The organism is Corallococcus carmarthensis (genome assembly GCF_003611695.1).
In the GTDB taxonomy this organism is placed as follows: Bacteria; Myxococcota; Myxococcia; order Myxococcales; family Myxococcaceae; genus Corallococcus; species Corallococcus carmarthensis.
Window position 1 is genome coordinate 1 of sequence record NZ_RAWE01000261.1, and the last position, 12,622, is coordinate 12,622.

The following is a 12,622-nucleotide window of genomic DNA, read 5'->3' on the forward strand; positions in this document are numbered from 1 at the left end:
GTCTTGGCTCATGGGGCGGGGTGGGGTGCGGTGGCGAGGACGGCGAGAGCTTAGGCCAGATTGACTCGCTGAATCCCGCGCCGTTCCTCCGCTCGCCTGGATGCCCTGACGACGAATTCCTACCCGGACAGCGCACCCGGATGTGACGCCTCCGCGGCGTCCAGGTGCTCGCGCAGGAGCGTGTTGACGCGCTCCGCGAAGCGCAACGTGACGCCGTGCGAGGCGTGAGGCAGCTCCACGAAGCGCGCGCCAGGGATTCCCGCCGCCAGGGCCTGCCCGGCGGTGGGGGGCGCGATGGGGTCATGCGTGGCGCTCACGACCAGGGTCGGCAGGCCCGCGAGTCCTTGGAGGAACGGGGTCGCGTCCGCGTTCCCCATGGCCCGGAACTGACGCATCGCCACGGGCGGCTGGTCCGCGAGGTCATGGTCGAACAGCTCCGCCAACTGCTCCGCCAGCGCGTCCTTGTCGGCGTGGGCCAGCTCCTCGGGCGCCAGCACCATCCGGAGGAAGGCATGGCGCCGCATGCGCCGCGTGCCGACCTGCGTCCGCAGGCCCATGAGCAGCATGCGCGGCGTGAGCCGGGTGGGCACCGCTCCCGTCGCGAACGTGCACAGCAACGCGAGGCTGCGCACCCGTTCGCGTGCCTTGTGCGTCAGGTACAGCGCCACCAGCCCGCCCAGCGAGTGCCCCATGACGTGCGCGCTCTTCCATCCCTGCGCGTCCATCAACGCGAGCACGTCGTCGGCCATCAGCTCCACCGTGAGCGCGTCGCCAGGAGGCTGGCTGGCGCCGAAGCCCCGGTTGTCCAGACAGAGGCAGCGGAAGCGGGAGGCCAGTTCCTCCACCTGGGGCCGCCATCCCGTGGCGCCAATGCCGACCCCCTGGATCATCACCACCGGAGGACCATCCCCCTCCACGAACCAGCTCAGCGTGCAGCCCCGGTGTGACGTGCTCTGTCGGCGGTAGGCGAGGCTCATGGCGGCTCCTGAAGCAAAGAGGTGCAAAGGCTAGCTCGTCCCCGGGGTCGATGGCGCTTCGCATGAGAGTTGGAGCAGGCTCCCATCCCATGCCAATTCCTTTGTCGCAGCGTCGCAATGTCGTCCCCGCGGCGCTCTTCTGCGCGGGACTCGCGCTGGGGTGGCCCCTGTTCGCGGGCGCGAAGCTCCAGGGCGGAGTGTGTGATCCGCTGAACGATGAAGCCGAAGGCGTCCGGCTGCGGCTCGTGTCGGCCACCGCGGATGGCGTCTCCATCATCCCCGAGCAGGGCCCGGGCCCCATTGGCGCCGTCTACTCCGTGTGGGCCGTGCGGCCGGAGGCGGGAGCGACCGGCGATTTCGCGAAGGCCACGCTCTTCGAAGCCGAGCCGACGGAAGGCACGGGAGAGCTCTACCGGAACCTCAGCCTCCAGAGGCAGCCATGAGGAGGCTCGGCATCGTGATCGCGGGCATGCTGACGAGTGCCCTGGCCTCCACGCTGTTCACGGCCTGCTGTCCGGACCGCCCCCCGCGCGTGGTCTTCAAGCTTCCCTTTGGGAGTTACGGGGTGAGCACGCCCTCGGCGGACACGAACCATCGCATCCTCTTCTCCGAGGACGGCCTCACCGTGGTGGAGACCTTCGAGCGTGGGGGCAAGGCCTACCGGCAGGAGTATCGGGTGACGGAGCGGCTGGAGACCGACATTTAAGAGGCCGCGCCCTTCAGGGGACGGTGTAGAGCCCGACGACGTTCGGATCCAGCGTGGCGCTGGAGATGCGCAGGCCGGTGGCGCCGCTGATGCTCGCGATGTCCGTCACGCCCAGGTCGGCCAGCGAGAACGACACACCCCCGAGCTTCGACTGGACCGTGCCCACCGGGTTGCCGGTGAGGCTCGCCACTCCGCTCGTATAGGAGACCGTCGCCAGCGCGGTGGAGGTGTTGCCCGCCGCCGAACCGGTGAAGTCGTTCGCGAGCAGCGCCAGCGAATAACTGCCCACGGCCTGGTTGCTCGCGTTGATGAGCGTCACGGTGGCGTCGTCTCCGAGCGCCGTGGAGGTGGGCGTGCTGTCGACGATGAAGAAGCGCGTCTTCGCGGTGAAGGCCGAGCCGAACTGGAAGTTGCCCGCGTTCAGGTTGTTCGCGCCGTCATGAACACCGAGTCCCGTGGCGGCCGCATTGGCGTTCGCGGGCACCGTGCCTCGGGCACTGGGGACGTTCGTGCTCGTGATGCCATTGGCCGTCGCGCCCACGAGGTTGGTGAACGTGCCCTCTGACGTCGTGAGCGATGAAAGCTGCGCGTTGCCGGTGAGGTTGGCCGGCGTCCCCGCCGTCACCGAACCCGTGAAGGCCGCGCCGGTGACGCGCAGGCGCGTGGGACCGCTGACGACCGGATCAGCCAGCGCGTTGATCTCATAGGCGATGCGATGGAGGCTGGCTGCATCGGCCGCGCTGATGCCCAGGTCCGCCGCCGCGCTGCCCGTGCCCGTCGCCAGCGTGCGGGGATCCGCCTGGGTCACCTTGGCGAACAGCACCGCCGCGGACAGGTAGCTGCCGTACTTGCTGGAGTGGCGGCTGTCCTGGGCGCTCCACAGGTTGAACATCCCCGGTGAGATGCCATCCGCGGGATTCGGGTCGGCCAGGTTCTGGTCCACCGCGCGCATGAAGCCATCGCCCACGCGGGCGACGCCCGTGAAGCCCAGGTCGCGGTACGCCTTGAAGTAGGCGTCGCGCAGGTCGGTCTGCATCGCCTGCAGGCCCACGGTGCCGCTCGGGTAGCCCTGCGTGCCGACGGACGTGGGTGACGACCAGGTCTCATACAGGAACAGGTTCGCGGAAGGGTTCGCGGCGCGCACCAGGGTGCGCAGGTCGCGGGCGGCATCCGTGAAGTCCGTGGGCGAGCCCCCGCGCGACGTGGGCAGCGGCGTCGTGCTCTGCTCCTGGAGCACGACGGTGTTCCAGGTGGCCTGCCCGATGGTGGAGGCCCTGTTCGTGTGGTGCCACCGGAGCGACTGGCCGCTGGCCGTCTCCAGGCTCACGTTGAACGTGAAGCCCGCCTGCGCCGTCAGCTTCTTGAAGATGCCCGGGATGCCACCCTGGCCAGAGCCGTTCGTGTCGGTGACGGCGGCCTTGTTGTACGAATAGACAGGCTCCTCGTTGCCGTGCGTGAAGCTGTTGCCCACGAAGAGGATGTTGCCGCTGGTGACCGCGGCGGTGCCGCTGCCCAGTGCGTCCTGCTCGGACTCGGGGAAGGGCGCACAGCCCGCCTGGGTCGCGAAGACACCCCAGACCATCAGGCCCAGCACTCGCGGTTGAACGGCGGCCAACAGCGCATCGAGTCGGGACCGGCGCATGACGTCTCCGTGGGGTGTCCAGGCGCCGTGGCGTGGCACGCGAGCCTGGATTCACCATCATGACGGAATAACGCGTTAAACGCGAGACGGGTGTTTCAGGCCCGGGTGTCTGTCTTCACCCGCGCCGGTCGCGCAGCCGCGTGTATGTGTATGAGACGAGCAGCAGCATGACGCCCAGCAAGATGAACGTGAGCACGCGTTGATCCGGCGGCAGCTTCGCCACGTCCACCAGCACCAGCCGCCCCAGGGCGAGCCCCAGCACCGCCAGCGCGGCCAGCCGGTACCAGCGCTCGCGCACGGCGAAGCCCACGCCGAAGAGGAGGAAGGCGGCGATGACCCAGCCCAGCGTGACGAGCCCGTCGGGCATCCGCGCGCCCACCAGCGCGACCAGCGACAGCCCCGCGCCCACGGCGCAGATGGCGGTGAAGGGCGTCTGGGCCTCGGGCAGGCCGGCGACACGCACCGTCCCGCCGCGCTCCACCAGCACGAACGCCACCACCAGCCCGGTGAGCAGTGTCAGGCGCCCTGGCGTTTCCCATTCACACGCACCCAGCGCCACATAGAGGATGAGCACGCCCACGCCACGCAGCACCGGAGACTCCACACTCCGTGCCGCCAGACCCGCGACGAGCCCCGTCACCGTCCACGCCGCCACCAGCGCGACGTCGTCGTAGCGTGCGGGCATGGCCAGGGCGAGCGTCACCGCGGTGAGCGCGAGGTACGCATGCGTCAGCCCCACGGGCGAACGCTGGAGCCGCGCCACGGCCGCCCCCGCGCCATGCGCCAGCGCGACGATGAGGAGGAACGTGAAGAGGCGTGAGTCCTGCTCCTGGGAGACCTCGTATGCGCCCAACGACGTCAGGCCCGCCCAGTTGAGCAGGGTGAACGCGAGGCTCGCGCGCACGGGCAGGTCGCGCGGGCGGACCAGCAGCGCCACGGAGAACAGCAGGAAGTAGAGCGCGAGGAAGCCCAGGCTCAACAACAAGCGGTCGTCTTCGGGCGCCCCCGGGGCCATGTGGCCCGTGCGCACCGCCCAGACGACGTGCGTGCTGTACACCGCCACCAGGCTGGACATGGGGACGATGACCCAGCGGTTGCGCACCAGGAAGAACAGCGCTCCCGCCGCGAGCAGCGTGGTGGACAGCAGCGTGAACGCGGTGATGTCGCTGAGCATCCCCGTGTGCAGCCCCAGGAACAGCGCGATGCCGGCCACCGTCTCCGACTGCATCCGGTGCGCGATGGTGACGATGGCCACCACGAACCCCGCGAGCAGCACCAGCGCCAGCACCTCGCTGTCGATGACCCTCACCGCTGGGATGAAGTGCAGCGCGTAGGTGACGAAGTACGCGAGCGCCAGGCCCCCGCCGAAGACGATTCGCCCGAAGAGCTCGTGCCGCCGCGCCAGCCACAACCCGAACGCGCCCAGCCCCGCGCTGAGCAGGTAGCCCGCGCCCACGCGCGCCAGCACTCCCAGCTCTCCGAAGTGGTACGTGATGAGGTACGCGATGCCGATGATGAGCGCCACGATGCCCAGGCGGCTCAGCCAGTAGGTGCCGACATGCGCCTCCAGGTCGCGCTGCTCGGGCGCGGCGACCGGGGGCACGGCGGTGGAAACGGCGGGCGCGAGCACGGGACGCGGAGGCTCCCGGGCCTCCAGGCTCGCGAGCCGCGTCTCCAGGGCCGCGACCGTCGCCTCCAGCCGCTTCACCGTGTTCCGCAGGTCCTGCCCTTCACCCTCGTCCGACATGGACTTCCCCTCGTGTACCCACACTCTTGTCCGGCCCGGGGAACCTTCAAGCACAGGCCTTGCGTCGCTTCAATTTGGGAGGGAGCCATTCATCCGCTTTGCTCTGGATGTCAGAACTCACTTCAACGGACGCATCGATGACGTGCGGGCGTTCGACAGGGGGCTCAGCGCGGCGGAGCTTCAGCTGCTCTGACGCCGCGTGGGCGTGGCTCCGGCCCCCGGGAGTTGCACGGGGGCCGGATGCCAGAACTTCAGGGTGCTTCAGGCGAGGTTGTGGAACACGTGCTGCACGTCGTCGTCCTGCTCCAGCATGTCCACCAGCTTGAGCACTTCCGTGGCCTGCTCCTCGGGCAGCTCCTTGAGGGTGCCGGGCAGGGGGATGTACTCGGATTGGGTGGACGCGGTCGCGATGCCCTTGGCTTCAATCGCGGACATGAGCTTGCCGAAGTCGGCGAACTTGCAGCGCAGCAGCAGCTGCTTCTCGCCCTTCTCGCCGGTCGTCTCGCCCATCTCCTCCAGGCCGTGGTCGATGAGCTCCAGCTCCAGCTCCTCCTGATTCACGCCTTCGGCGTCCAGGCGGATGGCGCCCATGTGCTCGAAGAGGCGGGACACGCTGCCCGCCGTGCCCATGCTCCCGCCCAGCTTGGTGAACGGGAAGCGGACGTTGGCCACGGTGCGCGTGACGTTGTCCGTCGCGGCCTCCACCAGGATGCCCACGCCGTGGGGCGCGTAGCCTTCGTAGAGGAGGATTTGATAGTCAGCCTGGTCCTGACCACTGGCGCGCTTGATGGCGGCGTCCACGTTGGTCTTGGGCATGTTCGCCGCGCGGGCGTTCTGCACGGCCCGGCGCAGCGCGGGGTTCGATTCGATATGCGGCCCGCCCGCCTTCACCGCGATCACGATGTCCTTCGTGATGCGCGTGAAGATCTTCGCCATCTTGTTCCAGCGGGCGAACATCGTCGCCTTGCGTGTCTCGAAAATGCGTCCCATGGTTTCCTCAATATACCGTGACCCGCTCCGGTGGAGCGGGTTTCGGAAGGAGCGGCGGTCTCACCCGCGCGGGAAGCGGCTCGCCAGCGCTTCAGCCAGGGGGCCCGCGCCCGTGCGCAGGGGGTCCACGCAGGGCAGGCCATGCGCCCGGCCGGTGGACTCCAGGAGCGCCAGGGCCTCGTCCTCGCCCAGGTGCTCGGTGTTGATGGCGATGCCCGTGCATTGAATGACCGGGTTCGTCAGCCGGCCCTCCAACACCGTGCGGTCGATGACGTCCTGGATGGATGGCAGCGGGTGCTTCACGCCGCGCATGCGCGTGCGCGTGGGCTCGTGACAGACGATGAAGGCGTCCGGCTGCGCGCCGTGCAGCAGGCCCAGCGTGACGCCCGCGAATGAGGGATGGAACAGCGACCCCTGGCCCTCCACCACGTCCCAGTGGTCCGCGTCGTTCGCGGGCGTGAGCCACTCCGCCGCGCCGGCGACGAAGTCGGACACCACGGCGTCCAGCGCCACGCCGCGCCCGGAGATGAGGATGCCCGTCTGCCCGGTGGCCCGGAAGTCCGCCTTCCACCCGCGCTGGCGCAGCTCCTTCTCCAGTGCCAGCGCCGTGTACTTCTTGCCCACCGCGCAGTCGGTGCCCACGGTCAGGACCCGCAGGCCGGGCCGCTTCGTGCCCTGGCCCGTGGCGAAGTCCCGGTCCGGAAAGCGCACGTCGTGCAGCTTGCGCCCGTGCTTCGCCGCCGCGGCGGCCACCGCGGGGAACGAGGACAACCGCTTGTGCAGCCCCGTGGCCACGTCCAGCCCGGCCTCCAGCGCCCGCACCAGCGTGTCCACCCACGCGTCCGCCAGCACGCCGCCCGGGTTCACCACCCCCACCACCAGCGTGCGCGCGCCCTTCGCCTTCGCCTGGGCGATGTCCATGTCCGGCAGGCCACAATCCGCCACGCAACCCGGGAGGCGCAGCTGACCCACGCACCACTCGGGCCGCCAGTCCACGATGCCGTGGGCCGTCTTGGCCGCGAGCTGATCCTTCACGTCTCCCAGGAACAGCAGGTAGGGCTTGTCGATGTCCACGCGCGGTGCCTTAGCACGGCCGAAAAACGGCGTGGAAATGGCGCGGGGGAATAAGCGCGACACCGGACGTAACAGGGAGGAGCCCGGAATCGGGCCCCTTCTTCCGGAGTCACCCATGCGCTTCATCCCTTCCGCTGCCTTCGTCTTCGCCGCCTCGCTCGCCACCGCCTGTGGGGGGCCCCTCGAGGAGGAGACCCCTGGCGCCGAGGTCGTGGACGAGTCCGTCGCCAGCCAGGAGCAGGGCATCGACGAGTCCTGTGTGGGCTCGGGCGTGGTGCTGGCGCAGCCGGACGGCGCTTCAATCAATGCCGTCTTCCCTCACTGCTCGTACGCGGACATGTCGGCGGCCTCCAACGACAGCACCTATGATCAGCCGTCCTGCGTCCACCGCTTCGTGACGGAGATCAACGGCCTGGCGGGCCAGTACGCCCAGCCGTTCGTGGAGGTCATCCCGGCGTCGAGCAACGTCACGGAGAGCGCCTGCAAGGGCGTGGCGATCACCGGCGCCGCGTTCGGCTACGCGAACGGCGTCTGGTGGGGGCTGGGCTCGGTGAGCACCACCGGCACCTGGTACCCGGCGGGTCCCTTCTTCCCGGCGTTCTGCGGGCTGCGCGTCAACATCGGCACGGGCGGGTCCGGCTACAGCAAGATTCGCGTCACGGGCTTCGGAGCGGCGCTGGGCGTCTTCAAGGCCCGGGTGCGCACGGGGGTTCGCATCGGCAACGGCCCCTGCTAGCCCTCCGGGCCGCCGTGCCGGGCCTCCCACCTGCCGGGTGGGAAGCGCCGGGGAGGGTGTCGACGGACTTCGCGGGCGGGGCGGCTCCTGCTAGGAACGCCCTCGTGGTGTTCCGCCCGCGATCGCCCCGCGCTGTCCCCCGGCCCGGGGAGTCCTCCGCATCCGAACCGGAGGTGCCTTCGGCGTCCCGTGAGGACGCCGCGGAGTTCCAGGCGCTCATCGCCCGGTGCGCGCCCGCGTTGGAAGAGCGGGCCCGCATCCTGTGCCGGGGGCGCAACCCGGCGGACGCGAAGGACCTGTTGCAGGAAACCTACGAGCGGGCCTTCCGCGCGTTTCATACGTATGACCGGTCCGCGCCCCCCATGGCGTGGCTGGCGTCCATCCTCGTTCGACGCTTCCTCGACTGGTGCCGGCATGACCGGCGCCACCCCCAGGAGGAATTCACCGACGCGATGGGGGACACCCTGGCGGAGGCCGAAGCCGCCCCGGAGACATGGGCGCGCTACACGTTGGATGACGTGTGGCAGGCGGTGGAACAGCTTCCCCCGGAGCTGCGCGAGGTGGTCCGCATGAAGGACATGGAGCGACAGAGCTATGCGGAGATCGGCCGGCGGCTCGGCATCCCGTCCATGACGGTGGGCACCCGCCTGTTCCGGGCGCGCAAGAAGCTCAAGGAGCTGCTCCTCGCCCGGGAAGGAACCGCGGGGGGCCCGGCGTGATCGTTTCATGTGAACAGCTGGCCGCCTTCGTGGACGGGGAGCTTCCGTCCGAGGAGGCCGAGGCCTTCCAGGTCCACCTCGCGACCTGCGCGGAGTGCCAGGCCGGCCTGGAGGACCAGGTGCAGGCGAGCCTCCTGGTGCAGGCTGCCTCGGACGCGCGTTCCGCGGCCGGTGCGCAGGCCAGGCCCCTGGAGTCATCCGCCGCGGAGGGACCCTCCGTCGCATCGGCGCCTGGCCCGGGACTTCGGGCGCTGCCCGGTCCGGGAAGCCGATCCGAAGCGGTGCCCCACGACGCCGGAGCGCGGTCTTCACCCGCTCGCGCTGAGCGCCCCCGTGCCCGTGCGGCCTGGGATCGCCGCCGCGTGGCGGGCTTCGCGGCAGCGGCCGCCGCGGTGGTGCTCGCGGTGCTGGCGGTGGGGCGTCCGTGGCGCTCGTCCGAAACCGAGCGTGCGCTGCCCTTCGCGCTCGCCGCCGCGCGCCCGCTGGAGGGCCGGCTGAGCCACCCGGGCCTCGCGGACTACCGCGCCCTGGGCACGGTGCGTGGCAGCGGGGATGGACGGCCGGAGCTGGACCTCAAGGCGCTGACGGAGCTGGAGGCGAAGGGGGACCTGCACGGCGTCGCGACCGCGTGGCTCGCGGCTGGGGACTTCGAGCGCGCGGAGCGCATCCTGGAGCGGCTGCCCGCGTCGCCCGCCGTCATGGGCGACCTGTCACTGGCGGCACTGGGCCGTGCCCAGCCGGAGCGCGCGCTGACCCTGCTGGAGATCGGCCTGGAGACCGCGCCGGCCGACGCGCGGCTGCACTGGAACCGGGGCCTCGCGCTCCAGGCGCTCTCGCTGGAGCTGGCCGCCGCGGCGGAGTTCTCCGTGGTCGCGCAGGCGAAGGAGCCCGGCTGGAGCACCGAGGCCCTGGAGCGCGCGGACGGCTTGCGCAAGGGAGCGCTGGCGCGGCGGGACGCGTGGAAGGCCATGAACGCGGCCGGCATGGCGCTGGCGCTGGACGGCACGCCGTATCCCGCCTCGATGGCGCGGCGCAACCCGGACCTGGCCCGGCTGTACCTATACCATGCACTGCGCGCGGCCCCGTCCGTGGAGCGCGTGAAGGCGCTGTCGCCGCTGGCCGGGCTGCTGGATGACGCTGCCCGCACGAAGACCGCGAGCGCCTACGTGGCCCGCGTGGCGGCGGCGGACTTCACCAGGCGCGGCCCGCTGGCGAAAACCTACCGCGAGCTCCTGGCCGGCACGCGGACGCTGGAGGGCGCGGAGGCGGACGCGTTCCTCGCGCGGCTGCGGCGCTCCGGCGAACGCGACCTGCTGATGGGCGCCATCCTGCTGCTCCACCAGGAGGACCGCTTCGTCGACGAGCTGACGACGTTGGTGCGGCAGTCCGGAGAACCCGCCTGGTACGACGCCCCGCTCGCCCGGGGCCGGGCCCAGGCGGCGCAGGCGCGGGGTGACATGCAGACGGCGGAGACGTCCCTCAAGGACGGCCTGGCGTCGTGCCGGAGCGCGGGCTTCCAGTACCGCTGCGTGGATCTCCAGCGGCACCTGGCGGCCCTCTACAACCGGTTGGATCGCCGCAAGGAGGCCGAGTCCCTGGCCCACTCCGCGCTGGAGGAGGCGTTCCGCACCGACAGCTGGTTCCAGGAGGAGATGCTCCTGTCCGACCTGGTGACGAGCGCGCGGCTGAGCCACGCCCCGGCGCTGGCCCGCGCGTTCCTGGACGAGTACGTCCAGCACGCGCCGGAGGACTGCGCGCGGCGCTCGGAATACCACCACGCTCGCGCGCTCCTCTTCGTGGAGGACCTGGACGCGAAGCGGGCCCGGCGCGAGGTGCAGGACGCGCTCGCCTGTCCCACCGCGCCCACGCTCCTGGAGGTCGCCGTCGCGGGGGACCTGCTGCGGCTGGAGGGCGGCACGGTGCCGGGCCGCGAGCTGGACCGCGTGCGCGAGCGCATCCGCGTGCTGCGCGAGGACCCGTCGCTGACGGTCGGCGAGCGGCTGCTCGTGGACCACATCGAAGGGCGCATCCTCATCGAGCGCGACCGCGAAGAGGGCCAGAAGATCCTGCGCGGGGTCATCACCGGTTCGGCGCTCCATCGCTCCACCGACATCGAGGCGCGCAAGGCCTGGGCCCACAGCCACCACGTGCTGATGATGGACGCCGGCCGGGCGAAGGAGTGGGGCGCCGCCGTGGACCTGCTCGCCGAGGCGGTGGACCGCACCGCGCCCACGTCGTGCCTGCTGGCGCTGGCCGGCCAGGATGAACGGTTGCTCTTCGTCGCCCGGGGCCCCACCGGCGCGAGCAACGGCCTGTACCTCAACGCCCTCAAGCGGCCCCTGCGCGAACAGGTGCCCGCGGTGCCCGAGCCGCTCCTCCAGGTGCTCTCCGGCTGCGACGCCGTGCGGGTGCTCGCGGAGCCCATCCTGCAGGGGCGCCCCGGACTGCTGCCCGCGGACCGCGCGTGGAGCTACCTCGCCCCTGGCGGGCACCGCGTGGAGGCCCCGGCCGTGGCGCCCGCCCCGAAGCGGCTGGTGGTGTCGGACGTGGAGCCGCCCGCGACGCTGGGGTTGGCGCGCCTGATGCCGTGGAAGGGCGTGACGGGACCGGGCGACGTCCACCTGCGGGGCCGCGCGGCCACGCCGGAGGCGGTGCTCGCGGAGATGGAGGACGCCACGGAGGTGGAGCTGCACACGCACGGCCTCTCCGGCGCCGTGTCCGACGCGGCCTTCCTGGCCCTGTCCCCGGACGCGGCCGGCCGCTATGCGCTCACCGCGGAGGAGCTGGAGGGGCACACGCTCCGGGGCGCCCCGGTGGTGATGCTGGCCGCCTGTGACGCGAACGTGGGCGCGTGGCGCTACCACGCGGTGTGGAGCCTGCCGGCCGCGCTCATCCAGGCGGGGGCCCGGGCCGTGGTCGCGCCGTCCACGGAGGTGCCGGACGTGGAGGCCGGCGCCTTCTTCCAGGCGCTGCAGGAGGCGCTGCGGCGCGGCACACCGCCCGCCCAGGCGCTCCGGGACACCCGTGCCAGGTGGCTTCAGCAGGGCAGTGCCCGGTGGGTTCAGGACCTGGTCGCCTTCGAATAGTTAGACTCCCGGCGAATATCCGCGCAGCCGCGCGTAAGGGAACCGGGAGGAATCATGATCACGCGTTGGAAATCCGCAGTGGGCAGGATGGCCGTGGGTGTCGTCGCGCTGTCCGCGACGCAGGCCGGCGCCCAGCAGGCGAAGACCCCGAACAACACGGTGAAGCTCGCCCCCTCGGCGAAGCCCATCTCGAGCCCGGCGACGGCGAAGTCCACCGGCTCGGTGGATGTGGCCGTGGATGAAGGCGCCAAGGGCACCCGGATGTACCGGTACGACCGGAGCAGCGGGAAGCTCACGCTGGTGAAGCAGCTCAGCCAGAAGGATGCGGCCAGCACCACCGCCGGCTTCAAGGCGCTGTCGGCCCTGGAGCGCGGCGGCACGTCGCTGGTGGACCCGGACCGGGGTGGCGCCGTCGCCCCCGAGGGCAAGCCTCCCAAGGGTGGCCCTCCGGGCGGAACGGATCCGGACCCCATCGTCTCGGCGGACCTGGCCAACATCAAACGCGAGCTGGCCAACCTGAAGCTGAACCCGTCGCAGGTGAAGGTCGGCTCGCCGCAGCAGCGGTAATCCCAGCCTCTCACGGGACGGAACGGACGGCCGTGGCGCCGGGGTGGGGGCACGTAGCCTCACCCCGGAGGGCCACGGCCTTCACGTTCCTGGATGGACCCCGGCCCGCGCGTTCAACCCCAGACGCCCGGAGTGTCGGCCCTGACCTCGCTCCCGCGATTCCCGTGCCTCTCATGCCTTGCCCCACGTACAACGTGCTCACACTTTTCGTGCGTGAGGGGGCGCTGCTCGCCCGTTTGTCTTTGACGCCCTTCTCGTCCGAATGACTGTGGGTCCGGCCGGAGGACCCCGCGGCAGCAGGAGGGTGCACACATGGGAAACAGGGAGAGCGGGCGTCGTCGTGGGGCGGGAGTGGGCACGCGGTCGTGGGTGTGGGGG

General features: G+C 71.1%; 11 protein-coding genes. 6 read left to right on the plus strand and 5 right to left on the minus strand.

Annotated features, from left to right (window positions below):
- Positions 1–119 precede the first annotated feature (119 nt).
- Positions 120–977, minus strand: coding sequence for an alpha/beta fold hydrolase (locus tag D7X32_RS39065; protein WP_120607609.1), 858 nt, complete (start codon positions 975–977; stop codon positions 120–122).
- An 89-nt stretch (positions 978–1,066) separates the two neighbouring features.
- Here D7X32_RS39065 and D7X32_RS39070 point away from each other — a divergent pair, with 89 nt between their 5' ends.
- On the plus strand, positions 1,067–1,420 hold the full coding sequence (locus D7X32_RS39070) for a hypothetical protein (protein ID WP_147450441.1): 354 nt from the start codon (positions 1,067–1,069) through the stop codon (positions 1,418–1,420).
- Positions 1,417–1,683, plus strand: coding sequence for a hypothetical protein (locus tag D7X32_RS39075; RefSeq protein ID WP_120607611.1), 267 nt, complete (start codon positions 1,417–1,419; stop codon positions 1,681–1,683). Before D7X32_RS39070 ends, D7X32_RS39075 begins: the two co-directional genes overlap by 4 nt.
- A 13-nt stretch (positions 1,684–1,696) precedes the next feature.
- Here D7X32_RS39075 and D7X32_RS39080 read toward each other — a convergent pair whose 3' ends face one another.
- From D7X32_RS39080 to dgcN, 4 genes are all read right to left on the minus strand, one after another.
- A complete protein-coding gene (locus D7X32_RS39080) occupies positions 1,697–3,325 on the minus strand; it encodes a cell division protein FtsK (RefSeq protein ID WP_120607612.1) in 1,629 nt (542 codons plus the stop codon).
- Between the two features lie 115 nt (positions 3,326–3,440).
- Positions 3,441–5,072, minus strand: coding sequence for a DUF2339 domain-containing protein (locus tag D7X32_RS39085; RefSeq protein WP_120607613.1), 1,632 nt, complete (start codon positions 5,070–5,072; stop codon positions 3,441–3,443).
- Between the two features lie 261 nt (positions 5,073–5,333).
- A complete protein-coding gene (locus D7X32_RS39090; protein ID WP_120607614.1) occupies positions 5,334–6,062 on the minus strand; it encodes a YebC/PmpR family DNA-binding transcriptional regulator in 729 nt (242 codons plus the stop codon).
- A 60-nt stretch (positions 6,063–6,122) separates the two neighbouring features.
- Entirely contained in the window at positions 6,123–7,136 is a 1,014-nt protein-coding gene (gene dgcN, locus D7X32_RS39095; RefSeq protein WP_120607615.1) for an N-acetyltransferase DgcN, read from the minus strand.
- A 115-nt stretch (positions 7,137–7,251) separates the two neighbouring features.
- On the opposite strand from dgcN, the gene D7X32_RS39100 reads away from it, so the two are divergent.
- The 4 genes from D7X32_RS39100 (at position 7,252) to D7X32_RS39115 (ending at position 12,244) form a co-directional block, all read left to right on the plus strand.
- Complete coding sequence (locus D7X32_RS39100) at positions 7,252–7,872, plus strand: hypothetical protein (protein ID WP_120607616.1); 621 nt, start codon at positions 7,252–7,254, stop codon at positions 7,870–7,872.
- A 107-nt stretch (positions 7,873–7,979) separates the two neighbouring features.
- Positions 7,980–8,591 (plus strand): RNA polymerase sigma factor, encoded by a 612-nt coding sequence (locus D7X32_RS39105; protein WP_244239432.1) that lies wholly within the window; start codon positions 7,980–7,982, stop codon positions 8,589–8,591.
- Positions 8,588–11,677, plus strand: coding sequence for a CHAT domain-containing protein (locus tag D7X32_RS39110; RefSeq protein ID WP_120607618.1), 3,090 nt, complete (start codon positions 8,588–8,590; stop codon positions 11,675–11,677). The genes D7X32_RS39105 and D7X32_RS39110 overlap by 4 nt, the downstream gene beginning before the upstream one ends.
- 54 nt (positions 11,678–11,731) lie before the next feature.
- Positions 11,732–12,244, plus strand: coding sequence for a hypothetical protein (locus D7X32_RS39115; RefSeq protein ID WP_147450442.1), 513 nt, complete (start codon positions 11,732–11,734; stop codon positions 12,242–12,244).
- Positions 12,245–12,622 lie beyond the last annotated feature (378 nt).

What these genes read in the sequence shown, in the direction of transcription:
- D7X32_RS39065 (WP_120607609.1), bottom strand. Translation starts at nt 977, where the DNA reads ATGAGCCTCGCCTACCGCCGACAGAGCACGTCACACCGGGGCTGCACG.
- D7X32_RS39070 (WP_147450441.1), top strand. Translation starts at nt 1,067, where the DNA reads ATGCCAATTCCTTTGTCGCAGCGTCGCAATGTCGTCCCCGCGGCGCTC.
- D7X32_RS39075 (WP_120607611.1), top strand. Translation starts at nt 1,417, where the DNA reads ATGAGGAGGCTCGGCATCGTGATCGCGGGCATGCTGACGAGTGCCCTG.
- D7X32_RS39080 (WP_120607612.1), bottom strand. Translation starts at nt 3,325, where the DNA reads ATGCGCCGGTCCCGACTCGATGCGCTGTTGGCCGCCGTTCAACCGCGA.
- D7X32_RS39085 (WP_120607613.1), bottom strand. Translation starts at nt 5,072, where the DNA reads ATGTCGGACGAGGGTGAAGGGCAGGACCTGCGGAACACGGTGAAGCGG.
- D7X32_RS39090 (WP_120607614.1), bottom strand. Translation starts at nt 6,062, where the DNA reads ATGGGACGCATTTTCGAGACACGCAAGGCGACGATGTTCGCCCGCTGG.
- D7X32_RS39100 (WP_120607616.1), top strand. Translation starts at nt 7,252, where the DNA reads ATGCGCTTCATCCCTTCCGCTGCCTTCGTCTTCGCCGCCTCGCTCGCC.
- D7X32_RS39115 (WP_147450442.1), top strand. Translation starts at nt 11,732, where the DNA reads ATGATCACGCGTTGGAAATCCGCAGTGGGCAGGATGGCCGTGGGTGTC.